23 protein-coding genes and 1 tRNA gene are annotated in these 24,598 nt (G+C 58.8%); 17 read left to right on the top strand and 7 right to left on the bottom strand.

Features of this window, described 5'->3' with window-relative positions:
• Both purH and WCX72_RS10400 read left to right on the top strand, forming a co-directional pair.
• Positions 1 to 1,536, top strand: coding sequence for a bifunctional phosphoribosylaminoimidazolecarboxamide formyltransferase/IMP cyclohydrolase (gene purH, locus WCX72_RS10405; protein WP_345969711.1), 1,536 nt, complete (start codon positions 1 to 3; stop codon positions 1,534 to 1,536).
• 261 nt (positions 1,537 to 1,797) lie between these two features.
• Positions 1,798 to 4,488, top strand: coding sequence for an ELWxxDGT repeat protein (locus tag WCX72_RS10400; protein WP_345969710.1), 2,691 nt, complete (start codon positions 1,798 to 1,800; stop codon positions 4,486 to 4,488).
• A gap of 264 nt (positions 4,489 to 4,752) precedes the next feature.
• Here WCX72_RS10400 and WCX72_RS10395 read toward each other — a convergent pair.
• Positions 4,753 to 4,829 (bottom strand) — tRNA-Pro (locus WCX72_RS10395).
• A gap of 131 nt (positions 4,830 to 4,960) precedes the next feature.
• Here WCX72_RS10395 and WCX72_RS10390 point away from each other — a divergent pair.
• Together WCX72_RS10390 and WCX72_RS10385 are read left to right on the top strand one after the other, a co-directional pair.
• Positions 4,961 to 5,869 carry a DnaJ C-terminal domain-containing protein gene (locus WCX72_RS10390; protein ID WP_345969709.1) on the top strand — a complete coding sequence of 303 codons (909 nt, stop codon included), beginning with the start codon at positions 4,961 to 4,963 and terminating at the stop codon, positions 5,867 to 5,869.
• 3 nt (positions 5,870 to 5,872) lie between these two features.
• The gene (locus tag WCX72_RS10385) at positions 5,873 to 6,250 is read left to right on the top strand and encodes a helix-turn-helix transcriptional regulator (RefSeq protein ID WP_231018977.1); all 378 of its coding nucleotides are present in this window, start codon (positions 5,873 to 5,875) and stop codon (positions 6,248 to 6,250) included.
• 21 nt (positions 6,251 to 6,271) lie between these two features.
• On the opposite strand, the gene murA is transcribed toward WCX72_RS10385, so the two are convergent.
• Positions 6,272 to 7,534 (bottom strand): UDP-N-acetylglucosamine 1-carboxyvinyltransferase, encoded by a 1,263-nt coding sequence (murA, locus tag WCX72_RS10380; RefSeq protein ID WP_345969708.1) that lies wholly within the window; start codon positions 7,532 to 7,534, stop codon positions 6,272 to 6,274.
• 285 nt (positions 7,535 to 7,819) lie between these two features.
• On the opposite strand from murA, the gene WCX72_RS10375 reads away from it, so the two are divergent.
• The 4 genes from WCX72_RS10375 to lgt are packed head-to-tail and all read left to right on the top strand — an operon-like array spanning position 7,820 to position 10,405.
• The gene (locus WCX72_RS10375; RefSeq protein WP_345969707.1) at positions 7,820 to 8,236 is read left to right on the top strand and encodes a hypothetical protein; all 417 of its coding nucleotides are present in this window, start codon (positions 7,820 to 7,822) and stop codon (positions 8,234 to 8,236) included.
• Positions 8,236 to 8,958 (top strand): exonuclease domain-containing protein, encoded by a 723-nt coding sequence (locus WCX72_RS10370; protein ID WP_345969706.1) that lies wholly within the window; start codon positions 8,236 to 8,238, stop codon positions 8,956 to 8,958. Before WCX72_RS10375 ends, WCX72_RS10370 begins: the two co-directional genes overlap by 1 nt.
• Positions 8,955 to 9,533 (top strand): 16S rRNA (guanine(966)-N(2))-methyltransferase RsmD, encoded by a 579-nt coding sequence (gene rsmD / locus WCX72_RS10365; protein ID WP_345969705.1) that lies wholly within the window; start codon positions 8,955 to 8,957, stop codon positions 9,531 to 9,533. Before WCX72_RS10370 ends, rsmD begins: the two co-directional genes overlap by 4 nt.
• Positions 9,534 to 9,577: 44 nt before the next feature.
• Positions 9,578 to 10,405 (top strand): prolipoprotein diacylglyceryl transferase, encoded by an 828-nt coding sequence (gene lgt / locus WCX72_RS10360; RefSeq protein WP_345969704.1) that lies wholly within the window; start codon positions 9,578 to 9,580, stop codon positions 10,403 to 10,405.
• A 3-nt stretch (positions 10,406 to 10,408) separates the two neighbouring features.
• Here lgt and WCX72_RS10355 read toward each other — a convergent pair whose 3' ends face one another.
• Positions 10,409 to 11,296 (bottom strand): lipid A biosynthesis lauroyl acyltransferase, encoded by an 888-nt coding sequence (locus tag WCX72_RS10355; protein WP_345969703.1) that lies wholly within the window; start codon positions 11,294 to 11,296, stop codon positions 10,409 to 10,411.
• Positions 11,293 to 12,279, bottom strand: a complete 987-nt coding sequence (gene waaC, locus WCX72_RS10350) for a lipopolysaccharide heptosyltransferase I (RefSeq protein WP_345969702.1) — start codon at positions 12,277 to 12,279, stop codon at positions 11,293 to 11,295. Before waaC ends, WCX72_RS10355 begins: the two co-directional genes overlap by 4 nt.
• A 115-nt stretch (positions 12,280 to 12,394) precedes the next feature.
• Between waaC and WCX72_RS10345 the strand changes: the two genes are divergently transcribed.
• From WCX72_RS10345 to WCX72_RS10310, 8 genes are read left to right on the top strand one after another with little or no spacing between them, the layout of a single operon-like run.
• Positions 12,395 to 13,306, top strand: a complete 912-nt coding sequence (locus tag WCX72_RS10345) for a PDC sensor domain-containing protein (protein WP_345969701.1) — start codon at positions 12,395 to 12,397, stop codon at positions 13,304 to 13,306.
• Positions 13,303 to 13,914 (top strand): imidazole glycerol phosphate synthase subunit HisH, encoded by a 612-nt coding sequence (gene hisH / locus WCX72_RS10340; protein ID WP_345969700.1) that lies wholly within the window; start codon positions 13,303 to 13,305, stop codon positions 13,912 to 13,914. The genes WCX72_RS10345 and hisH overlap by 4 nt, the downstream gene beginning before the upstream one ends.
• 11 nt (positions 13,915 to 13,925) lie before the next feature.
• Positions 13,926 to 14,642, top strand: a complete 717-nt coding sequence (hisA, locus tag WCX72_RS10335) for a 1-(5-phosphoribosyl)-5-[(5-phosphoribosylamino)methylideneamino]imidazole-4-carboxamide isomerase (RefSeq protein ID WP_345969699.1) — start codon at positions 13,926 to 13,928, stop codon at positions 14,640 to 14,642.
• Complete coding sequence (locus WCX72_RS10330; protein WP_345969698.1) at positions 14,635 to 15,465, top strand: 50S ribosomal protein L11 methyltransferase; 831 nt, start codon at positions 14,635 to 14,637, stop codon at positions 15,463 to 15,465. Before hisA ends, WCX72_RS10330 begins: the two co-directional genes overlap by 8 nt.
• Positions 15,466 to 15,472: 7 nt before the next feature.
• Complete coding sequence (ftsH, locus tag WCX72_RS10325; RefSeq protein WP_345969697.1) at positions 15,473 to 17,458, top strand: ATP-dependent zinc metalloprotease FtsH; 1,986 nt, start codon at positions 15,473 to 15,475, stop codon at positions 17,456 to 17,458.
• Complete coding sequence (locus WCX72_RS10320; protein ID WP_345969696.1) at positions 17,455 to 18,087, top strand: hypothetical protein; 633 nt, start codon at positions 17,455 to 17,457, stop codon at positions 18,085 to 18,087. The genes ftsH and WCX72_RS10320 overlap by 4 nt, the downstream gene beginning before the upstream one ends.
• Positions 18,088 to 18,090: 3 nt before the next feature.
• Complete coding sequence (gene pssA, locus WCX72_RS10315; protein WP_345969695.1) at positions 18,091 to 18,837, top strand: CDP-diacylglycerol--serine O-phosphatidyltransferase; 747 nt, start codon at positions 18,091 to 18,093, stop codon at positions 18,835 to 18,837.
• A gap of 60 nt (positions 18,838 to 18,897) precedes the next feature.
• Positions 18,898 to 20,187: an MATE family efflux transporter gene (locus WCX72_RS10310; protein WP_345969694.1), complete on the top strand. Its 1,290-nt coding sequence runs from the start codon at positions 18,898 to 18,900 to the stop codon at positions 20,185 to 20,187.
• 27 nt (positions 20,188 to 20,214) lie between these two features.
• On the opposite strand, the gene serS is transcribed toward WCX72_RS10310, so the two are convergent.
• Positions 20,215 to 21,459 carry a serine--tRNA ligase gene (gene serS / locus WCX72_RS10305; protein WP_345969693.1) on the bottom strand — a complete coding sequence of 415 codons (1,245 nt, stop codon included), beginning with the start codon at positions 21,457 to 21,459 and terminating at the stop codon, positions 20,215 to 20,217.
• 103 nt (positions 21,460 to 21,562) lie between these two features.
• On the opposite strand from serS, the gene WCX72_RS10300 reads away from it, so the two are divergent.
• Positions 21,563 to 22,873, top strand: a complete 1,311-nt coding sequence (locus WCX72_RS10300) for an aminopeptidase P N-terminal domain-containing protein (protein WP_345969692.1) — start codon at positions 21,563 to 21,565, stop codon at positions 22,871 to 22,873.
• On the opposite strand, the gene WCX72_RS10295 is transcribed toward WCX72_RS10300, so the two are convergent.
• Both WCX72_RS10295 and WCX72_RS10290 read right to left on the bottom strand, forming a co-directional pair.
• Positions 22,861 to 23,352, bottom strand: a complete 492-nt coding sequence (locus tag WCX72_RS10295; RefSeq protein WP_345969691.1) for a 2'-5' RNA ligase family protein — start codon at positions 23,350 to 23,352, stop codon at positions 22,861 to 22,863. The genes WCX72_RS10300 and WCX72_RS10295 overlap by 13 nt on opposite strands.
• Entirely contained in the window at positions 23,353 to 24,561 is a 1,209-nt protein-coding gene (locus WCX72_RS10290) for an EAL domain-containing protein (protein WP_345969690.1), read from the bottom strand.
• Positions 24,562 to 24,598: the final 37 nt, after the last annotated feature.

Here is a 24,598-nt window from a genome sequence, read left to right as displayed (position 1 = left end):
ATGAAAAGAGCACTGCTGAGCGTCAGCGATAAAAGCAATATCGTCGAATTCGCGGCGTCCCTGGTGAAAAACGGCTATGAGATCATCTCAACGGGCGGGACGTTCAAGATGCTGAAAGAGGCCGGTATCGCGGCCATCGAGATCGATGAGGTCACCAAATTCCCGGAGTGTTTCGAGGGGCGCGTCAAAACCCTCAACCCTTACATCCACGGCGGCATCCTGCATCGCCGCGACAAGCAGTCGCACCTGGACCAGGCCGCGGAACTGGGCGTCGAGCCGATCGACCTCGTCTGCGTCAACCTCTACCCCTTCAAAGCGACCATCGAGCGCACGGACGATTTCGAGGAGATCATCGAGAACATCGATATCGGGGGACCGGCGATGGTCCGCTCCGCCGCGAAAAACTTTGACAGCGTCATGATCGTCACCGATCCCTCCGACTATTCCCTGGTCCTGAACGCGATCGAGAACGACGAGAACAGCGTCGAGTTCCGCCGCAGCCTGATGATCAAAGCCTATGAGCACACCGCCGCCTACGACAGCATGATCGCCAACTATATGAACAAGCGTTTCAACGATGGAATGGGGGCGAAGCAGTTCGTCGTTGGCAAGAAGGTGATGAATACGCGCTACGGCGAGAACCCGCACCAGAAGGGGGCGCTGTACGAGTTCGAGGAGCACTTCAGCAAGAACTTTACGACCCTCAAAGGCGAGGCGAGCTTCAACAACCTCACCGACATCAGCGGCGCGGTCAAGATCGCCGCGGCCTTCGGCGACGAAAGTGCCGTCTGTATCGTGAAGCACGGCAACCCCTGCGGCTTCGCCATCCGCGACAGCCTGCTCGACGCCTATACCGAAGCGCTCAAATGCGACCCCGTGTCCGCCTTCGGCGGCGTTGTCGCTGTCAACGGTGTCGTCGACAAGGCGCTGGCGGAGAAGATGAACGAGATCTTCCTCGAAGTGATCATTGCCGGCCGTATCACGGCGGAAGCGCAGGAGGTGTTCGCGGCGAAGAAGCGCATCAAGCTTTTCGAATACGGCAGCGACAAGATTGTCCTCGCCAACGATGCCGTTGACTTCAAACACATCGACGGCGGTTTCGTCTTCCAGGATGCCGACAAGGTGGCAGCGGATGAGATCAGCAACGCCGAGCAGAAAAGCAAGCTGAGCGCGGATGCGGCGGCGATGAAAGACGCGGAGATCGCGTGGAAAGTCGCGTCGCTGACAAAATCGAACTGTGTCGTCTACGTCAAGGACGCGGCGATGGTCGCGGTCGGCATGGGGATGACGTCGCGCGTCGACGCGTCGCAGTGTGCGCTGAAAAAAGCCGAGGCGATGGGGCTGGACGTCACCGGTGCCGCGCTGGCAAGCGAAGCCTTCTTCCCGTTCCGCGACTCCATCGACGCTGCGGCGGCCGCAGGCGTCAAGACGGTCATCGAACCGGGCGGCTCAATCCGTGATGACGAAGTGATTGCCGCGGCAGACGAATACGGCATGGCGCTCTACTTCACCGGCGTCCGCCACTTCCTCCACTAAACGTTTCCGGAACCTTCCGGAAGCTTTCCTCTCTACAATTCTCTTCACTTTTTCATTTTAATTCTTTAAGAATTGCTCTGATTGTTCCTCTGAATAGAGACTCGGAAGATGTCAAAGTGCAGAGAGTACCCTGCCACTGCTATGAATTCAATTTGACGATCAAGAGGGGCTATATAACGGTATATAACATTATAAATTTATATACATTGTTTTAAGTCAAGGTCATATAGTATTGAATACATAAAATAATTTGGAACAGTCATGAAAAAAATTGCCTATTATGGATTAGTTGCATTTTCTGCAAGTCTTATTGCATTGCTCGCTGTAGGCTGTGGCGGCGGCAATTCTGGCGAGACGGCGATGCTGCCGCTGTGTGATGCGCAACATGGCACCGAACCCTGGATCACCGACGGCACACGCGCAGGGACGCGGCTGGTCAAAGACATCAACCTTTATCAGAATGCTTCGAATCCGCAGGAGTTCGTCAAAATCGGTGAGACGCTCTATTTTATTGCCGATGACGGCCTGGATAATGGTAATCGACGGCTCTGGAAGAGCGACGGGACGGAAGCGGGGACCGTGATGTTCAAAGGTGTGTCGTTCCCCTTTGAAATGGAGCTGAATTATCAGGGTGGTGTGTCGTCCTCCTATGAAAAGGACCCGGTCTATCTGACGGTTGTCGGTACGACGCTCTATTTCCGAGCCTATGATGAGCTTCACGGCTATGAGCTATGGAAGAGCGACGGGACGGAAGCGGGGACGGTGTTGGTGAAAGACACTGTCGAGGGGACAACGAGCGGGAATCCGATCTATCTGGTTGAAATGGGCGGCCTTCTCTATTTCAGTGTCGGCGATAGCTTTGTTGACAGGGAGCTCTGGAAAAGCGACGGTACACCGGAGGGGACCGTAAAAGTCAAAGATATAAATCTGCCGAACGATGCTTCTCCTGCATACATGACGAACGTCAACGGAACCCTCTACTTCTGCGCCAATGACTCTGTGCACGGCTGGGAGCTTTGGAAGAGTGACGGGTCGGCGGAAGGGACTGTCATGGTAGCGGACATTGACGAGGGCGGCAGCTCCTTTCCGCAGAAACTGACGGCGGTCGGTGACACCCTCTATTTTAAAGCAGCCGACGGTTCTGCAGGCTACGAGCTGTGGAGAACCGATCCGGACGCAGGCGTAGTGATGGTCAAAGATATCAATCCTACTGGAAGTTCATGGCCGAGTGCTTTGACGAATGTCAACGGGAGCCTCTATTTCATTGCCTATGACCCTACAAATGGCGAGGCACTCTGGAAGAGCGACGGTACGGAAACAGGAACCGTCATCGTGAAGGATAGCGCCGCGGGTGCCAGCTATGGATCTCCGCAGAATCTGGTAGAAATGGGAGGGCTGCTTTATTTCAGTGCCAGCGAGGCTACCCATGGCCAGGAACTGTGGAGGAGCGACGGTACAGAGGAGGGAACCGTTCTTGTAAAAGATATCTATGCCGGTACGTCTTCATCGTATCCTAACAGGCTTAAGGCAGTGGGGAACACCCTTTATTTCGCTGCCAGTGATGCTGATCACGGCCATGAGCTCTGGCAGAGCGACGGTACGGCGGTCGGGACTGTGATGGTCAAGGATATTAGGGAAGGCGTGTCAAGTTCCTATCCGGCTCCGGCGATTGCAATCGGCAACACGTTCTTCCTTGCCGCGGAAGACGATATGCACGGCCGAGGGTTCTGGCGGAGCGACGGCACGGCAGAGGGGACTTTTATGGTCAAAAGCACCAACGAGACAACCCGGAGATCGTTGAAGACTGACGGAGAACCTAAAACATTCGTTCAGATCGGCGATACCTATTATTTCGTTGCCGATGACAAAATCCACGGCGAAGAGCTTTGGAAGAGCGACGGCACCGAGACGGGTACCGTGATGGTAAAAGAGATTGTCGAAGGAACCGATAGCCCCAGTTTCTATGACTTTGAGGCGGTCGGGAATACCCTCTACTTCAGTGTCAATGAACCTGTGCACGGCTGGGAGCTCTGGAAGAGCGACGGTACGGCGGCAGGGACCGCGATAGTCACGGATATTGTCGAGGGCGTTGACAGCTCGGGACCGGAACAGCTGACGGATATGAACGGCACGCTCTATTTCACCGCTTACGATGGGGTGAACGGCCTGGAACTCTGGAAAAGTGACGGCACGGCGGAGGGGACCATGATGGTGAAGGATATCCGAACAGGCGGAGATTCTTCCTATCCGGGCTATCTGACGAACGTGAACGGTACCCTTTATTTTATAGCGCATGACGACGTGTCCAGCGATGCGCTTTGGAAGAGCGACGGTACGGCGGGTGGGACTGTGATGGTCAAAGCTGTCTTTGGATGGTCGCCGAAGCGGCTGACAGCGGTGAACGGCACGCTCTATTTCACCGCCGATGACCGCGTGCATGGCGAAGAGCTCTGGAAGAGCGACGGCACGGCAGCAGGAACTGTAATAGTTGCAGATATTCGTGAGGGTCCTGACAGCTCGTATCTGGATTATCTGACAGCGGTGAACGGTACACTCTATTTCAAAGCGTACGATGTAACGCATGGTTATGAACTCTGGAAGAGCGACGGTACGACAGAAGGGACCGTGATGGTAAAAGACCTGGTCCCCGGCAGTGACAGCAGTGACATTGAGCAGCTGACAGCAGTCGGCAACACCCTTTATTTCGCTGCCTACTACCAGGATGACCTTTACGGCAGAGAACTCTGGAAAAGCGACGGTACGGAAGCAGGGACGAAGGTAGTGAAAGATATTAGACCTGATAAAGGCTCAAATCCGTTTATCCTCGGCGGGCTTTACGGCAAGGTGCTTTTCTACGCATGGGGCGAAGAGGGCTTCGCCCTCTGGAAGAGTGACGGCACGGTAGCGGGGACACAAGTCGTGATGGAAAGCTGTTCTTTAAATCTTTATTGACGTCAGTCCGGTCTGTGATTGCATAAGGCCATGATCCATAAGGGCCGTGAACGCTGCGCTTACTTCTCATTGATACTGCATAATGACAATCATTTTGCCAATAAGGACTTCTCGATCATGGATATATGAATAAGTGCCAAAGGAAACGTTTGAACGCTATATCTATCAATGAGTAAAGATTGAAAATCAGTTATTCTGCAGCATGATATGGGAACCGATACTGACATTTTAAACGTAAAAGATTGTGTAGAAAAGTAAGAAGAGTGGTCGGGGTGACAGGATTCGAACCTGCGGCCTCTTCGTCCCGAACGAAGCACGCTACCAGTCTGCGCCACACCCCGAGGGCCGAAATTATACTACCGGAAACTTAAAAGTTCCATAAAGCGCTGCAAAACAAACCTTGATTGACATCGACTCAACTTATATGCTATAATCACTGCTAAAAATAAAATATATAACTAGGTAACACTGCATGAGCAAAAGCCTTTATGAAACCCTTGGCGTCAATGAAAACGCGAACGAATCGGAAATCAAAAAAGCCTACCGGAAGATGGCGCGCCAGTACCATCCCGATGTGAACAAGTCCCCCGAAGCGGAGGAGAAGTTCAAAGAGATCAATGCCGCGTACGAGGTGCTGAGCGATAAAGAGAAGAAAGCGCAGTACGACCGTTTCGGCGACCAGATGTTCGGCGGCCAGAACTTCCAGGACTTTGCCCGCGCCCAGGGCGGCAACGTCGACCTCGACGAGATCCTGCGCCAGATGTTCGGCGGCGGGGGAGGCTTCGGCGGTTTCGGTGGCGGAGCCGGGGGCTTCGGCGGCGGTGCAGGCGGCTTCGGAGGTTTTGGCGGTTTCGGGGGCGGCGGTTACCAGCAGCCGGTCAACCTCGACCTGGAGAGCGCCATTACCGTCCCGTTCCAGACGGCCATCCTCGGCGGCAAGCACCAGGTGAACGTGGAGGGGGAGAGTTTCGACATCAAGATCCCCGCGGGGATCAAGGCGGCTGAGAAGCTCCGCGTCCGCGGCAAAGGGCGCAAACAGGGCGGCAGCGCAGGCGATCTCTACCTCAAGATCAACATTGCCACCAACCCGGAATACGAGCGCGACGGCGACACGCTGATCAAAACCTTTGACGTCCCGCTCTACGCGGCGCTTTTCGGCGACAAGGTGAGCGTCAAGACGCTGGAGAAGGAGATTACCCTCAAAGTACCGCAGAACACGAAGAACGGCCAGCGTTTCCGTGTGAAAGAGATGGGGGTGATGAACCGCAAAAGCAACGTACGCGGAGACCTCTACCTCGTCGCGAACATCATCCTGCCGAATGTGGACGACCTTGATCCAGAGTTGACCGAGGCGATGAAAGCGCAACTACCTAAGGAGTAAGCCATGCATACGTATGACGAACCGGTCTACCTGATCAGCATCGTGTCGAAGATCCTCGACATCCATCCGCAGACCCTGCGGCAGTATGAGCGTGAGAACCTTATTACCCCTTCGCGCTCGGACGGCCGGATTCGTCTCTACTCCCAGCGCGATATCGACCGCATCAAGCTGATCCTCCGCCTGACCCGCGAAATGGGCGTCAACCTTGCCGGTGTCGATGTGGCATTGCGCCTCAAGGAACAGATCGATACGATGGAGCAGGAGATTGCCGAGCTGCGCTACCAGCTGGCCCAGGCGAAGCAGAGCACCAGTGTACCGCCCGAGAAGGCGCTGGTGACGAAAAAAAGTATCTACGAAATGATCATCTTCGAAGAGAAGTGATCCCCCCTTTTCTTTTCCCTACTACTCTTTCAGGCGGGCGATGTCCGCACCGATCAGGCTGAATTTCTCTTCGAGCGCCTCATAGCCGCGGTCGAGGTGGTAGATGCGGTGGATGTTCGTCTCCCCCTCTGCCACCAGCGCCGCGAGTACGAGGGCGCTGGAGGCGCGCAGGTCCGTGGCCATGACATCCGCGCCGAAGAGCGCCGAGGGGCCTTTGACGGTGGCGGTATTGCCCTTGAGGGTGATGTCGGCCCCGAGGCGCTGCAGTTCGCTGACGTGCATAAAGCGGTTTTCGAAGAGGCGCTCTTCGACGGTCGATGTCCCTTCGGCCTGGGTACAGAGCGCGAGGAACTGCGCCTGCATGTCCGTCGGGAAGGCGGGGTACTCCATGGTCGTGATGTCGACCGGTTTGAGGGACTGAACAGGGTGGACGGTGATCGTGTCCTCCGTCGTTTCGATCCCCACGCCCATCTCTTCGAGTTTGCCCAGAACTGCTTCGAGGTGGTCGGGCCGGACATTTGTCAGCGTTAGCGGTGAGCGTGAAATGGCCGCGGCGCAGAGGTAGGTGCCTGCTTCGATGCGGTCGGGGATGACGGCGAAAGAGGCGATGTCGACGAGTTTGCCCGCGGTGCCTTCAATGACAAGCTCGGAACTGCCGATCCCTTCGATGGCGACCCCGGCATCACGGAGGATCTCGCAGAGCTGGACGACTTCGGGTTCGCGCGCGGCGTTCGTGATGATACTTTTCCCTTTGGCCAGGGCGGCGGCCATGACGATATTGGCCGTGCCGGTGACGGTGATCTTGTCGAAGAGAATGTGCGCACCCTTGAGGCCGTCGGGGGCTTCGGCGCGGACGTAGCCGGCATGGATGGTGATCTCCGCGCCCATATGCTCAAGGGCTTTGAGGTGCAGGTCGATCGGCCGCTGCCCGATGGCGCAGCCCCCGGGCAGGGAGACTTCGCAGTGGCCGAAGCGCGCGAGCAGCGGGCCAAGGACGAGAATGGACGCGCGCATGGTTTTAACAATGTCGTAGGTGGCCATTGTATGGCTGACCGGCCGGGTGTCGATGGTGACACGGTTACCGTCGAGTTCAAAGGCCGCGCCGAGGTTGGTCAGCAGTTTGAGCAGGGTTTTGATGTCGACGACGTGGGGCAGGTTCGTGACGGTCACCGGCTTTTCGGAAAGGATCGTCATGGCGATCAGCGGCAGGGCGGCATTCTTGGCGCCGGAGACGGCGACGCTGCCCTCCAGGGTTTTCGGTCCGTTGATCTTGAAATAATCCATATCACCTCACAGGCGCGATGCGCCAAAGTTTTTGCTGATTATAAAGCACGGTTGGTTAAACTGCTATGATAATGCAGAAGATGGCTTGTGTGTCGAGCATCTTAATGTTATAGCTCGCGAAGGTGACGTTCTAATAGCGCTGAAGGCGCGCGCTCGGAGGAAGTACCCTTGGGGTACGGGCACTCCGCCGAGGATGACCGAAGGAAATGCCGGGGCGGAACAAAGCGTTAGCGTAGGTACGGGGGCTTTTGCTCCCGGAGCGTATCAATGGAAAGGAGCGCAGACGTGTCAACGGCACTGGATCGTCTGAAAAACCTTACGGCAAAGATTTCAAGCTACGAAGTCGCACGCAAGGAGAACATGGCTGCGCTCGAATCCCTCTACCACGCTCTCGGCGTCGATGAAAAGGTGCCCGAATTCGCGGATCTTTTCGAATTCAAGGCGATGAACCTCGCCGGGATCTCCCTTGCCGACGATACGCTGGGGACGCCGCATGAGGGCAAATATGTCCAGATCATCGCTATCACCTACGACCGCGAGGCGAAAGTCAGGAACAAGAACAGTTCACTGGCCTATTTCGGGCGCGCCGAAAAGCTCGAACCCACCCAGCGCGACGCCGTTGTCGCCTTCGTGCTGCGCTGGCGCTTTGAGAAGAGTTTCCGGACCCTTGAACACTACCATACGCTCCTGCAACGGTTCTGATGCTCTGTTACCTTGACGTGGAGACGACCGGTCTCGAAAAAAAAGACCGCATCTGTTCCGTGGGGATGATCCTCGAAGAAGAGGGCAGGTACGAGACGCTGTACGACCTGGTCCAGCCTCCGAAAAAGGTGCCGCCGGCGGCGATGGCGGTGCATCATCTGACCAACGAGATGCTCGCGGAGGCTCCGGAGTTCGACGCGACCGGCGCGGCAAAGCGGCTTGAAGTACTCAACACACCCGAGACGATTCTGATCGGCCATAACCTCTCCTTCGACCTAGAGATGCTCTCAAGGGAGGGAGTGACCTGGCAGGGAGGGATGATCGATACGCTCAAATGCGTCAAGCATCTGCTCGGCGGCGAGATCGAGCACTTCTCCCTGCAGTACCTGCGCTACGAGCTGCGGCTCTACCGCGAGGAGCAGGCTCTCGCCGACGAACTGGGGATTCCCCTGAGCGCCCACCATGCGCTCAGCGACGCCCTGCATACCCTGCTGCTGCACCGCTACCTGGCAGCGATGGCCGACAACGAGCGGCTGATGGCGCTGACGACGGAACAGGCGCTGGTGCACAAGCTCACCTTCGGCAAATACGGCGGCAAATTCATCGAAGATGTCGCCCGCCGCGACCCGAGCTACCTGGATTGGATGCTCCGCAGCCTCCCGGACCTGGACGAGGATCTGCGCTACAGCATAGAATATTACATGAACGAGGTGCGAGGATGAAACCGCTGACAAAGAAGATCGTGGCAGGAAAATACAAGGGGAAACTGCTGAAGCTGCCCTCCAAAACGACGACGCGCAGCTCCAAGGGGATCGTGCTGGAGTCCTATTTCAACACCCTTCAGTTCGAGATTATGGACAGCGTCCTCGTCGAGCTCTTTTCCGGCAGCGGTTCCATCGGCCTCGAGGCGCTCAGCCGGGGGGCGAAACGCATCATTTTCATGGAGCGTGACCGTGACGCGCTGAAAGTGCTGCGGGGCAACATCGCCCAGACCGACCCCGCGGCCTGCGAGGTGATCGCCGGCGACACCTTCGAGACGATCGCGCAGACAGTGGCACGTCTCAAGCAGCTCGGCGAGCCCGCCTATTTCTTTATCGATCCCCCCTTCTCCATCCGGGAGGGGCATGAGGATATCTACGACAATATGCTCTCGTTGATCGCGAAGCTGCCCCGCGAAGCGGTACGCCTCATCACCATCGAGCATATGAGCGGGCTCGAGCTGCCCGACGTGATCGGGTCTTATAGCCTGCAAAAACGCAAGAAGTTCGGAAAGACCTCGCTGAGTTACTATCTGTAAATATAGTTGGCTATACTTGCGTCCAATTCACTGAAAGAGCCGCCATGGAGTACTGGAACCACATCTACGAACATTTCAATCCCGTCGCCTTTTCGCTTTTCGGCCTGCCGGTGCACTGGTACGGATTGATGTACGTTCTGGCGCTGCTCGCCGCACTCTACGGGGCGAAATGGTACGTGCGCCGCGACAGGGTACCCGTCGACACGCTGACGCTGGACGCCTACTTCATCTGGGTCGAGATCGGTGTCATCCTCGGGGCGCGGCTGGGATACATCCTTTTCTACGATCCCGATACGGCCTACTACCTGATGCACCCGTGGCAGATCTTCAACCCGTTTAAAAACGGCGAGTTCGTCGGTATCAGAGGGATGAGCTATCACGGGGCGGTCATCGGCTTCTTCATCGCTTCGGCCCTCTTCAGCAAGCGCCACCACATCCATTTCGGCCTGCTGATGGACATTGTCGCCGTCGCCGTCCCCATGGGGTATGTCTTCGGGCGGATCGGCAACTTCCTCAACCAGGAGCTTATCGGCCGTGTGACCGATGTGCCCTGGGGGATCTACGTCCACGGGGCGCTGCGCCACCCGTCGCAGCTCTATGAAGCGGTACTGGAGGGCGTCGTCGTTTTCGCCATCATCTGGCTCTACCGCAAGCACCGCCGCTTCCGCGGGGAGCTGATCCTGCTCTACGGCTTCGCCTACGGGGCGATGCGTTTCGCGGCGGAGTTCTGGCGCGCCCCGGACCCGCAGCTGGGCTTTATCTGCTGCGGCTGGATGACGATGGGGCAGCTGCTGAGTTCTCTGATGATGGTGGCGGCAGTGCTGCTCTGGCCGCTCTTTTACGCCGTCGGAAAAAAGCGGAGTGCCCGTTAAGGACTACGCCTCGTAGATCCCCTTGCTCCCGCCTTTCCAGCGGCGGTGGCACCAGAACCAGAACTTCGGCTCCTCCCGTATGATCCGTTCCATCACATCGGACTGGCGCTGTGTCGCGATGCGGATATCCTCTTCGGCGTTCTCCGTATGCGGCACGGGAACCTCCTCTTCGAAACGGACCGTATAGTGCTGCTCATCCTCGGTATGGATAAAGACGGGGATGACCGCCGCGTTGTATTTGCGCGCCAGAAAGGCGGGCGCGGAGGTCTGGGTCACCTGCGTCCCGAAGAAATCGACGAAGATGCTCTCCCGCGGCCGGATGTTCTGGTCGATCATCAGCGAGACGGCTTCGCCTTTTTTCAGCGCCCGGGTCAGGTGTTTGACGGCGCCGTGTTTCTCCGCCATATGCATCTGCAGGCGCGAACGCGATGCGAGCAGGTAGCGGTCGAAGTAAGGGTTGTTGAGCTGCTTGTGGATGCTGACGGTGGGCATGATCTGCGAGGCGATGGCCGTCGCTCCGAGCTCCCAGTTGCCGAAATGCCCGGAGACGAAGATAACGGGGCGTCCCGCCTCCCGGGCGCGGTCGACGATGTCGCGGTTGGCAAAGGTGACCAGTTCCGCCTGTCGCTGCGGGGTCATGCGCTGGTTTTCGAGGACCTGCAGGAAGTTCAGCAGCAGGTTACGGTAACAGTAGCGCGCGATTGTCTTCTCCTCGGCTTCTCCGACGTTTTCCCCGAAGGCGATCTCGAGGTTGCGGCGGATGACGGCGCGGTGCTGGCGGTCGACCGCGTAGGCGAGGGAGGCGAGGCCGGTAAAGAAGGCTTTGCGCAGGGCGTAGGGCAGGAGCATCAGGCAAAACTCGACGGCGCGGAAAAAATAGTAGAGGATCATAGCAACTCTTTCGCTTTCTGGATAACCGAGGCGGGGGGGATCGTCGCGATGCTCATGTCGGTTTTGTCGATACGGAGGATATCGACCTCCGAGTCCGATTCGACCGCGATGTTCAGCGGGGTTTCGAACATCATCCGCGGGGTCGTCGGGCCGTAGAGGACGATGGAGGGGCGGTTCAGCGCCCAGGCAAGGTGGGTGGGTCCCGTATCGCCGCCGATCGTCAGTGCCGCATGGCCGATGAGGTCGCGCAGTGCGGGCAGGCCGATTTTCGGTGCCACGCGGGCATTGGCGGTCTCGGCGGCGATCGCCTCGGCGTCCATGTGCTCACCCTCGGAACCCCAGACGAGGATACAGGGAAGCGGCAGGGCGTCACAGACGGCGGCCAGCTGCGCCGGCGGGTAGCACTTGGAGGGCCAGGAGGCTCCGACGACGACGGCAATATAGGGGACGTCGTCCAGGAAATCAGGGCGGGCTCCGACCGGCAGAGCCGGGGCCTTGGCGAGCAGTTCTTCATCGCTGACGGTGAAACCGAGGGCTTCCGCAACGATGTCGCAGTTGCGGCGGATGATATTGGCCTCGTAGGGGATGCGGCTTTTGGTGCGGTAGAAGAGCGCCGCGGCGCCCTCCCGGGCCGAAGCGGCATCGAAGCCGTGGACATTCGGACCGAGCAGACGGGCGACGAGGGCCGATTTGAGCAGCCCCTGCATATCGATAATGACGTCGTAGGGGCCCAGCGCGCGTAGCTGAGCGATTGTGTCGCGCAGCAGCCCGAAGCGCTTCTCGCGTTTGAGCTGTTTGAGGGGGATGCCGTGGACGGTAGCGAGCTCCGGGTGCCCCTGCAGCATGGGGGCGAACTGCGCCTCGGTGATCCAGTCTATGCGGGCTTCGGGACGGTGTTTGCGGATAAACTGCAAGACGACGGCGCTGTTGATGATGTCGCCCAGGGCGCTGAGACGGACGATGGCGATGCGGGGGTGATTCATGGCGCTATTATAGCGTCAAACCCTTGAGCCTTTTGGGTGCTCCCCTTCGTCCTTTAGCGCTTTGCCATCAGGGGTGAGGTATAATCACGTACTACTATTTGAGGACGGGAATGCCATGGTCGCACGCGACATACAGAACTTTTCCGAGATCCGCACGAAAGCGCGGGCCTATTTTTGCTACCTCTTCTCCAAGAACCTGCCCAACCGCCTGCCGTCGATCACCCCCGAAGCGATCATGGTACGCATGCAGAAGATCATGGGCGATCTGCGGGATGCAGAGGGAATCTACCTGCTGGACCAGAAGGGCGTTCAGGTCACCCCGACCTTTCTGCCGGGAGGGAAACAGACGGACGAGGATTTCGGGCGTATCCGCTCGGACCGCGCTTACTACTACCGCGCGGCACGGGAGAAGCGCTGTACCATCACCGATCCGTACCCGTCGCTGATCACCCAGGACCTTACGATTACGGCCTCGCAGCCGATCTTCGACGAAAATGGGGCGCTGCTCTACGTCGCCTGCCTGGATATGCCCCTGGACGCGGTGCTGCAGATCGCACACCCGATGGCGCTGCACTCCTTCTACGGGCGTCTTTTCCGTTATGGTTACGCTGCCTTTACCTTTATGCTGTCCATGGTGGCGCTGCTGCTCTTTATCAAGGGGGTGACGACCTTCCTGCACTTCGGGTTGGACGTGCGTAAAATCGAGATCAAGGAGGTCTTCGAGTCGACGATCCTCCTGACCCTGGCCCTGGCTATCTTCGACCTTGTTAAGACCCTCTTCGAAGAGGAGGTTCTGGGGCGCCACAGGCAGGACAGCGGGGCAACCGACCCGCATAAAACGATGGTACGTTTCCTCGGCTCCATCATCATCGCCCTCTCCATCGAGGCCCTGATGCTTGTCTTCAAGTTCGCGATGACCGAGCCGGCCATGCTGGTCAACGCCATCTACATCATCGGCGGGGTCTCCCTCCTGCTGGTGGCACTGGCACTCTATATCAAATTTACGAAACGAGCGATTGAAGAATGATAGGTATCTGTGACTACAACATGGGCAACCTGGCCAGCGTGAAAAATGCTTTTGCGCTGCTGGGGGAGGACGTTGCCGTCGAGAGCGACCCGGACAAACTCGCCGGGTACGACCGGCTGATCCTCCCCGGCGTCGGGGCTTACGGAGACGCGATGGAGCACCTGCGCGAACGGGGCATGGACGAGGCGCTGCGGGCGTATGCGCGCAGCGGCAAACCGATGCTGGGCATCTGCCTGGGTATGCAGTTGCTGTTTGAAAGCAGCGAGGAGTTCGGACCGAACCCGGGGCTGGGGCTGATCAAAGGGAAGGTGATCGCCTTCGATACGGCGAAGTTCGACCATCCGCTGAAGGTGCCGCACATGGGATGGAACCGCATGTTCACCCGGGAACACCCCCTCTTTGCGGGGCTTGACGAGGCGCACTACCTCTATTTCGTCCACTCTTTCCACGCCGTGGCGGGCGAGGATGCGGACATCATCGGGGAAACGGAGTACGGCTACCGTTTTACGAGCGCCGTCGCCCACGACAACGTGATGGGCATCCAGCCCCACCCGGAGAAGAGCCACAAGAACGGGCTGCAGATCCTGAAAAACTTTATCAACCTGTGAGGAAGCAACGTATGACGATATTACCGGCAATTGACCTGAAAGACGGTGAGGCGGTCCGCCTGACCAAGGGGCTTATGGAGAGTGCGAAGGTGTACTCCTCCCAGCCCTGGGAGCTTGTCAAGCGTTTCGAGGAACTGGGGGCTGAATGGGTCCACCTCGTCGACCTCAACGGTGCCTTCGCCGGAGAGCCGAAAAACCTCGAGCAGATCGAGAAGATCCGCCAGAACTGCAGCGTCAAGCTGGAGCTGGGCGGCGGGATCCGCGACGAGGCGACGATCAAACGCTACCTCGACCTGGGCATCGACCGTGTCATCCTCGGTTCCATTGCCGTGAAAGACCCCGAATTTGTCAAAGCGATGGCGGCTAAATACCCCGTTGTCGTCGGGATCGACGCCATTGACGGCTATGTCGCCGTCGAGGGATGGGGCGAAGTGAGCGAGATGAAAGCGACGGACCTGGCAAAGGCTTTCGCCGATGCGGGTGTCGAGGCGATCATCTGTACCGATGTCGGCCGTGACGGCACCCTCGGGGGCGTCAACGTCGATTTCACCCTCGATATCGCCCGCGCTTCCGGCATCCCGACGATCGCCAGCGGCGGGGTCCGCGACGACAGCGACCTCGCAGCCCTGGCGGTGACCGATGAGGTTGCCGGCGTGATTATCGGCAAAGCCTTTTATGAAGGGACGATTGACCTCGAAGAGGTGATGAAGGTGTACGGGAATGGATGAGATCTACTATGAGCTGACCGTCAACCCTTCGTCACACCGCGAGCTCTTTGCCGATTTCCTTGCCGACACCCTCCCGGTCGGCTTTGAAGAGACCGACACGGGCTTTATCGTCCGGAGCGAAGATGACCTCTCCACCCTGCAGTGGGGGCTGGAACAGTTTGCCGAAGCGCTGCAGAAGGCGCTGGGAAGCAGCATCGACGTCGAGATGACCCTGGAGAAGAAACGGACCGAGGACTGGGTGCGTGCCTACCAGGAGAGTGTTACCCCCGTCGAGGTGGCGCCTTTTTACGTCCACCCGACCTGGAGTGATCCGCATCCCGAACTTGTGAACATCGTCCTCGACCCGGCACTGGCCTTCGGGACGGGGCACCACCCCACGACGGCATCGTGCCTCGAAGCGGTCGGACGCTTCGTCGAACCCGGGGACGACGTCATCGATGTCGGCTGCGGCAGCGGCATTCTCTCCATCGCCGCCTGCAAGCTCGGCGCGAACGTCGACGCCTGCGACACGGACCCGGTCTCGGTCGGCAACACCCTGGAGAACTGCGAACTCAACGACGTAGACCTCCGCCACATCTGGGAAGGGTCGGCGGCCCAGGCGACGGCAACCTACGATGTCGTCATCGCCAATATCGTCGCGGACGTCCTTGTCTTCATCGCCGACGAGCTGAAAAAGCTGTTGCGGCCGGGCGGCAGGCTGATTCTTTCAGGCATATTGGATAAATATGAAGCTAAAATTGTGGAGGCTTACGCGGATATGGATGTCGCGGAGCGAATCGCAAAAGAGGAATGGGTCACCCTTGTCGTGACACCAAAAGGATAATTATTTTATGGCGCAACAAGATAACAACCAAGATAACAATAACAAGAACTTTTTTAACCAGAACCCGCTGATCACCTTCGCGATCTTTTCGGTCGTCGTCATTCTGATCTTCAAAGCCCTTATCGGGGAACAGGGCGGCAACGGCGTCATGGGACAGAGCGTCAGCAAGACGCAGGAGGTCAGCTACTCCGAACTGAAGGATCTCATCAAGAGCAAGAGCATCTCCAAAGTGGCGATAGGCCAGTCCTACATCCGCGCCCTGGGTGAGCAGAACGGTCAGAAGATCACCTATACGGCGCGCAAAGTCGCTAACGACGATACCCTCGTACCGCTGCTGGATAAAGAGAAGATCGACTATAGCGGCTTCTCCGAATCCAACTGGTTTACGGAGATGTTCGGATGGCTGCTGCCGTTTTTGATCATCATCGCCATCTGGATGTTCATGGCGGGCCGCATGCAAAAAAACATGGGCGGCGGCATTCTCGGCATGGGCAACGCCAAGAAGCTTGTGAACTCCGAAAAGCCCAAGACGAAGTTTGAGGACGTCGCCGGGGCGGAAGAGGCCAAAGAGGAGGTCCATGAGATCGTCGACTTCCTCCGCTACCCGGAGCGCTACGTCGAACTGGGTGCCAAGATCCCCAAAGGGGTTCTGCTGGTCGGAAGCCCGGGGACGGGTAAGACCCTTCTGGCTAAGGCCGTTGCGGGCGAAGCGGACGTGCCGTTCTTCTCCGTTTCGGGCTCGAGCTTTATCGAGATGTTCGTCGGGGTCGGTGCCGCGCGGGTCCGCGACCTCTTCGAACAGGCGAAGAAAGACGCCCCCTCCATCATCTTCATCGACGAGATCGACGCCATCGGTAAGAGCCGTGCCGCCGGCGGCATGATGGGCGGCAACGACGAGCGCGAGCAGACGCTGAACCAGCTGCTCGCCGAGATGGACGGTTTCAGCACCGACACGCCGATTATCATCCTTGCCGCGACAAACCGCCCGGAGGTCCTCGACCCCGCGCTCCTGCGCCCGGGCCGTTTCGACCGCCAGGTGCTTGTCGACAAACCCGATTACGAGGGGCGTATCGCGATCCTGAAGGTCCATGTCAAAGGGATCAAGATCGACGAGGACGTCGACCTTGAAGAGATCGCGCGCCTGACCGCCGGTCTGGCGGGGGCGGACCTTGCCAACATCATCAACGAGGCGGCGCTGCTCGCGGGCCGCAAGAGCCAGAAAAGCGTCCACCAGCGCGATATCCGCGAATCGGTCGAGCGCGCCATCGCCGGCCTGGCGAAGAAGAGCCGCCGCATCGACGAGAAAGAGAAGCGCATCGTTGCCTACCACGAAAGCGGCCACGCCCTGCTGGCAGAGACGACGAAGGGGGCGAAGAAGGTTTCCAAGGTCTCCATCGTTCCGCGCGGCCTTGCGGCGCTGGGGTATACCCTCAATACGCCCGAGGAGAACAAGTACCTGGCGCAGAAGCACGAACTGTTCGCCGAGGTCGACGTCCTGCTGGGCGGCCGCGCGGCCGAAGAGGTCTTTATCGGCGAGATCTCGACGGGGGCGAGCAACGACCTCGAACGTGCCACCGACATCATCAAGGCCATGGTACAGATGTACGGCATGAGCGATGTCGCGGGCCTGATGGTCCTCGAGCGCCAGCGCAGCACCTTCCTCGGCGGCGGGATGAGCCAGGCCCGCGAATACAGCGAGAAGATGGCGCAGGATATGGACGCCTTTATCAAGCAGACGCTCGAAGAGCATTATACGGACGTCAAAGCGCGCCTGGAGACCTACCGCGGTGCGATCGAGGATATGGTCTCCCTGCTGTATAAACGCGAGAACATTACCGGGGCCGAGGTGCGCGAGATTATCCAGGCGTTCGAAACGGCCAACGGCATGGAAACTCTGCTGGACGAAACGGCGGCGGCCAAAGCCGACCGTGAAGTCTCCGAAGATATGTCGCAGGCCTCTGCGATGCCTGAGGACGGCACGGAACGGTCATGAACGCCCTGAGAGACCTGATCGTCAAAGAGGGATGGAAGCCAATAGGCATCGCCGCGGCTGCGGCCCTCCTCTGCGCACTTTTCGATTGGGAGCTCATGTCGTGGTTCTTTATTGCCGCCGCGGGGTATCTGCTGTGGAAATACCGCAAACCCGCCCGGACGGCGGCCTATTTTGAAAAAGGGAGCGTGACTGCGCCCTGCGACGGAAGAGTGACGGCAATCGATACCCTTCCCGACGGCAGCGTTTCGGTCGAGATCGAAACAGGGTGGTTCGATGCGGCGCTGCTGACCGTCCCTTTTGTGGAAGGGGTGCCCTCTTTCGAGACGGTGACCCGGGGGAGCCGGCTGGCACGCCGCTCTCCCCTTTTTGAAACGCTCAATGAACGGGGGGCGATCGTGTTTGAGGACGAAGAGGGGCGGAGCGTCACTCTGACGCATATCCTGATGCTCACCCCCTTTGCGCTCCTGATCGACACTAATCTTCCCGGGAAGCGCCGCATGCGGGGCGAACGCTACGGCGTACTGACCCATGGGGTGACACGCCTCACATTGCCGGCCTCGACGCGGGTCGCCGTCAACCCGGGTGAGCGGGTCTACGCCACCCAGACCCTGCTGGGGTATATGAGGTAATTCATGGCCGCACCGTCGCGCTCACTCGCTTTTCTGCTTCCGAACCTCTTTACCGCCGCAAGCATCTTCGCCGGCGTCTACAGCATGATCGCCGCCACGCAGGGACGCTTCGGGTTTGCCGCGTGGATGATCCTCCTCTCCCTGATCTTTGACGGGCTTGATGGCCGCGTCGCCCGCCTGACCAACACCTGCAGCCGCTTCGGCGCCGAGTTCGACTCCCTGGCCGACATCATCGCCTTCGGTGCCGCACCGGCGATGCTCATCTACCTTTATGCCGGGCACGAGTACGGGCGTTTCGGGGTGCTGGTGAGCGCGCTTTTCGTCATCTTTGGCGCGATACGTCTCGCCCGTTTCAACGTGATGACCGCCCAGACGGAACCCTCGGTCTTCATCGGGGTGCCGATTCCGACCGCAGCCACTTTTTCGGCCGTGCTTGTGCTGCTGTTCACGAAATACGGGGGGCATGCCGCCTACGGCTGGATTATCCTGGCCGGAGCGCTTGTCACGGCGCTGCTGATGGTCAGCAACATCCGTTACCCCAGTTTCAAAAAGATTGATATGCACGCGATGCACGTCAAGCGTGTTCTGGTGGCGCTGCTGGTGGCGGCTTCGCTGATCTTCCTCTACCCCATCGAGGGCGTCGCCTTGATGTTTACGATCTACATTCTTTACGGACCGCTGCGCGCTACCTGGTTCTTCTACCAGCGCTATACCCTGCTGCGCAAATACCGGCACCGGCATAAAAAGTAACCGGGTGTCCTGGCACCCATATTGCAATAGCGCCGTCATACCACCGACACTGCCGAGCCCATGAACAAAAAGATACTCTCCCTCGCGATCCCGAACATCATCAGCAATATCTCCGTGCCGCTGGTCTCGGCGGTCGATACGATGCTGATGGGGCACCAGGGAAGCGCCGAACTCGCGGCGCTGGGGCTGGTGAGCATGATCTTCGTTTTCCTCTACGGTTCGCTCAATTTCCTGCGCATGGGAACGACGGGCATGACCGCGCAAGCCTTCGGAGCACACGATACGCGGGGTATCTCCCTGACGCTTTACCGCGCCTTGCTTGTGACGCTGCTGTTTGCGGGATTGCTGTTACTCTTTCGGGGGCCGCTGGCCGCCACCGCGTTTGAGCTGATGAACGTCGGTGCGGGGTACAGCGAGGAGGCGATGCGCTACTTCGAGCTGCGCATCTGGACGGCGCCGGCGGTCTTGATGCTCTATGCGCTGACGGGGTGGTACTTCGGGATGCAGAATGCCGTGATCCCGCTCGCGGTCACCCTCTGCATCAACCTCGTCAATATCGTGCTCAGCTACTACTTCGTTATGGAGCTTGGCTGGGGGATAGAGGGGGCGGCGTACGGCACGCTCATCGCCCAGTATGCCGGACTAATACTGGCCGCGGTGTTTCTGCTCAAATACAAAGCGCGGTTGCATCCCTACGGTGTTGCGGCGATGCTGCAGCGCAGCGAACTGGGGCGTTTCCTGCATGTCAACAAGGATATCTTCATCCGCACGACGGCGCTGACCTTCGTCTTTGCGTTTTTCTACGCCCAGGCGGCCAAAGAGAGCGAGCAGACCCTGACGGTGATGATCCTTCTATTGCAGTTCGTCGTCTGGTTCTCCTACAGTCTCGACGGTTTCGCCAACGCGGCGGAGTCCCTCGTCGGCCGTTATTACGGAGCAAAGGAGTGGGGGGATTTTCACCGCGTCATCCGCTACCTCTTCGCCTGGGGCGTCGGCTTCAGCCTGCTCTATATGCTTTTTTACGGCCTTTTCGGCGGGGCTATTTTGCACCTCTACACGGATCAGCAACCCATTATCGACGCGACGCTCCCCTTCATGCCCTACGTCGTTGCCATACCGCTGCTGAGCTTCGCCGCCTTTATCTGGGACGGGGTCTTTATCGGGATGACGGCAGCAAGGGCGCTGCGCAATGCCATCCTCTACTCCACGGCACTTTTCCTCGGTTTTTTTTACCTGACGAAGGAGATCGATTTTACCGATGCGCTCTGGATTAATTTTATGCTTTTCTTCCTCTTCAGGGGCGTGATCCAGACCTGGATGTTCTACCGCGAAAAGGAAGCGCTGGCTTAGGGGTGTCGGCGCGCAGGGTGCGCCGGTTTAGAGGTATTTGTGCAGGACCTGCGGGATCTCGATGGAGCCGTCTTCATTTTGGAAATTTTCCATGATGGCGACCATCGTGCGGCCGACGGCGAGGGAGGAACCGTTGAGCGTGTGGGCGAGGACGTTCTTCTTGCCCTCTTTGTAGCGAATCTTTGCCCGGCGGGCCTGGAAGTCGCGGGTGTTGGAAACGGAACTGATCTCGCGGTAGGTGTTCTGTCCCGGGAGCCACACTTCGAGGTCGATCGTCTTTGCCGCACCGAAGCCGAGGTCGCCGGTACAGAGCGTGACGAGGCGGTGGGGGAGTTCGAGTGCCTTGAGGAGGTCGGAGGCGCAGGCCACCATCTCGTCGAAGACGCGGTCGCTGTCATCGGCCTTGGTGATGCTGACGAGTTCGACCTTTCTGAATTGGTGCTGACGGATGATGCCGCGGGTGTCGCGCCCGGCGGAGCCCGCCTCCTTGCGGAAACAGGCGGTGTGTCCCGTCATCTTGATCGGCAAGGCCTCTTCGGGGATGATCTCGTCCTGGTAGAGGTTCGTCAGCGGCACCTCGGCCGTCGGGACGAGGTAGAGATCCTCCTCCTCAGTCTTATAAAGGTCCTCTTCGAACTTCGGCAGCTGGCCGGTACCTTCGAGCGCGCGGCTGTTGACGAGTTCGGGCACGCTCATCTCCGTAAAGCCGCGTTCGCGGTTGAAGTCGAGCATGAAGTTGATGAGGGCGCGTTCCAGGCGCGCACCCATGTCGTGCATGACGGCAAAACGGCTGTGAGCGATCTTGACGCCGCGTTCGAAGTCGATCCAGCCGTTGGCTTCCCCCAGCTCCCAGTGCTCTTTCGGGGTGAAAGCGAAGTGGCGCGGTTCGAGGATTTTGGCGATCTCGACGTTGTCGTTTTCGTCTTCGCCGTCCGGGACGTCGGCATCGGGCATGTTCGGGATCCCCATCGCGAGGCTGTCGAGGGCAGCTTCGGCCTCGCGCTGCGCCTCCTGCAGTTCGCCGATGCGGAGCTTGTTCGCGTCGACCTTCGCCTTGAGCTCGGCGATATCCTTGCCCTCTTTTTTATACTGCCCGAAAAGGCGGCTCATCTCGTTCTGGGCCGCCTGCACCTCTTCGAAAGCTACTTTGGCTTTTTTGAGGGCTTCGTTGCGTGTGCGGAGTTCGTCGATCAGGTCGGGGCTGACCTTTTTGCGCATCAGCGCGGCACTGACGTTTTCGAAATCTTTTTGAAGCAGTTTGAGGTCGATCATCTGGGTCCCTGGTTAGTGTATTGTCCGGGCGGCCGCGGGCGACTGCCCGCTTTTTGCGCCGTAAAAGTTGTGCAATTATAGCGAAACGGGCTACAATTACGGCATGAACGAATTGACCTATAAACAGAGGCGTGACCGGCTCTTGGCACAGATGGAAGAGGGCGCTGCCGTGCTCGGTACCGCGACCCTGAAGACCCGCTCCAACGACACGGAATACCCCTATCGGCAAAACAGCGATTTTTTCTACCTGACGGGTTTTGAGGAGGACAATGCCGCGCTCGTGCTTGTCAAGGGCGGCGACACAAACAAGAGCATACTGTTTGTCCAGCCGAAAGTCGAGGAGATGGAGCTCTGGACGGGCAAGCGCACGGGTGTCGACGCGGCGAAGGAGCATTTTGACTTCGACGAGGTCTATTCCGTCGAGCAGTTCGAGGAGAAGCTGCCCGAACTGCTGCAGAACCTGCCGCGGCTCTACGGCGATATTTTCGGCGCGGACGAGCGCTTCGAGAGCGCCCGGAATGCGGCGGACACACTGCGCCACAAGCGGGATACGAAGCGGCCGGTGTCACAGATGATCGACGTCACGCAGATGGTGCGGCAGATGCGGCTGCTCAAGAGCGAAGAGGAGATCGCCACGATCCGTGCGGGACTGGAGATTACGGCGGCGGCGCATCACCACGCCATGGCGGTCTGTACCCCCGGGATGATGGAGTATGCGCTCCAGGCGGAGTATGAGTACATGTTCACAAAGAACGGCGCCTACAGCGACGCCTACACGACCATCATCGCCGGCGGGGACCATGCCAATACCCTCCACTACATCAAAAACGATGCGCCGCTTAATGCGGGGGACCTTGTCCTCATCGACGCGGGGTGCGAATACCGCCACTACGCCACGGACATCACCCGGACCTTCCCCGTCGACGGCCGTTTCAGCGAGGCCCAGCGGGAGGTTTACGAGGCGGTCCTGGAGGTGCAGGTCGCCGTCATTGCCCAGATCGGGCCGGGGCTTCTCAAGAGCGAACTGCAGAAAAACGCCGAATGGATGCTTTGCGAGAAGATGGTTGCGCTGGGAATATTGCAGGGGGAGGTGGACGCGCTGATCGAGGCGAAAGCGCACAAAAAGTACTTCCCCCACGGCATCGGCCACTGGATGGGCATAGATGTGCACGACCAGGCACCCTACCACGACGCGGAGGGCAACGAATTGCCCCTGGCACCCGGGATGGTGCTCACCATCGAGCCGGGGCTCTACCTGCCGGAGGGTGACGAGTCGCTGCCTGAAAAGTACCGCGGCATCGGCATCCGGATCGAGGACGATATCCTCGTGACGGAGAGCGGCTGCGAAAACCTCAGTGTTGCGGTGGCCAAATCGGTCGAGGCGATCGAGGCGCGCTGCGCTCAGAACGCGTAAAGAGTGTCGTAGACGGAGCCGGCGGGCGTCAACGTGCTGCGCATCAGTTTTAACCCCCCTTCTATTTTCCCCGCAATGACCGCCTCGGCAGTCGTCTTCTCCTTTTCGAAACATGCCGTCTCGATCTTTTTGTAGCGCATCAGGGTGACGTGGGGGATGTAGTGCCCGTGGGGCTGCATTTCAAAAGCGCTGCTGAGCATCCGGTGCCCCTCCACCAGTGTCGGGTGCTCGCTCGCGGCATAAAGGATGCGGTTGTGGGAAAAGCGTTCAATCCCTTTGATATAGGCATCGGCCATGGGGAGATCGCAGCGGCGGACAAGGTCGATGACCATTTCGGGAGGGAAGCGATCCCCCAGGAAGAGCAGTGTCGCGTGCAGGGAGGATTCCGGGCGCCACCGGCCCCGCATACAGGGGGTGAAGGCTGCCTGGATACCGGGGTAGTCGTAAAGCGTCGCCGCCTGGGCGAGAAAGAGGCGCATTTACATTTTGATCATGTTTTTCAGTGTCGGGAGAATCTCCGGCTCCAGCCCCAGCTCGTCCATCAGCAGGCGTACCGAGGCGGCGTCATCTTTTTCCAGGGCCAGGGCCAGGCCGAAGATCTTCCCGAGGCGGCCCGAATGCAGCAGCAGGGCGTCTTCGATATGGTTGTCGACCGGCAGTCCGGAGAGCGCCGCTTTGAGGGGGAGGCCGAGGACCGGTTCCATCAGGGAGATCAGGGCCATGAGGCGTGCGCTGTCAAAGAGCTGTTCATCCTCGCTCTGCATGCAGCTGATGGTACAGTGCATGACGTCGATGCGCTGCTCCATCAGTTTTGAGAGGGGGCTTTTGCCCTCCTGGATTGTCTGGCCGCTTTTGGCGAAGATGATCAGCGAGAGCCAATGTTTGAGCTGCTCGGTGCCCATTTTGACAATGATCTCCTCGATGGAGCGGTTGGGAAAGGGGTTGTTGAGGGAGTGGGAGTGCAGGTACTGCAGCAGCTGCATGGAGAGCTCGTTGTGGTTGCGCATCTCCTTGGCGATCTGGTCCATGGGGGTGCCGTCAAGCAGCATGTTGTAGATCTTGACGACTCCCATGTGCTTGGGGTCGACACGGTTGTACTCCATCAGGACAGGCGCACCGCAGGCAAATCCCTGGAAGTAGCGGAAGCCACTTTCTCGGTAGGCATCGAAGACGTCGTCGATCTCGACGCGTTCGGCAACCAGCTGTTTGCCTTTGAAGCGATCGACGATCTTCGGCAGCAGATCGTTGTCGGTGGCACTGGCGTCGATCTTGATGAAATCGATAAAGGGAAGCAGGACGTCGTAAACGCCGGTGAGCCCCTGCTGCGTGTCAATGTTCTCAAGGGCGAAGCGGTAGCCGCTGTGATGCAGTTTTCTGAGGACCTCCGCCTCCCGGGTTCCCAGCTGCGCGTCGGCAGGGAGGGCGAAAACAAACAGCTTCGGCGGGACCGCCAGCAGGAGGTCCGTCAGCAGGACCGACGAATCGATGTTGATAAAGAGCGGGCGGTTCTCGGAGGCTTTTTGCAACCCGATCTGGTTGAGCAGCGCCACGAGCAGGGAGGCGGTCGCGGCCCGGGCGTTCTCGAAGCCGCTTTCGCCGACATTGTTGCGGTAATAAAACTCATAGCCGTAGATGTTCTTTTCGGTATCCAAAATAGGCTGCCGTGCAAAAGTGTGTGTCGTTTTCATTCTCAAGAACTCCCCTTCGCTATTTGTTTCTGTTGGT

This window comes from Thiomicrolovo immobilis (assembly GCF_039645955.1).
Taxonomy (GTDB): Bacteria; Campylobacterota; Campylobacteria; order Campylobacterales; family Sulfurimonadaceae; genus Thiomicrolovo; species Thiomicrolovo diazotrophicus.
The sequence above is the reverse complement of the archived record's forward strand: the minus strand, read 5'-3'. Positions and strand labels throughout refer to the sequence as shown.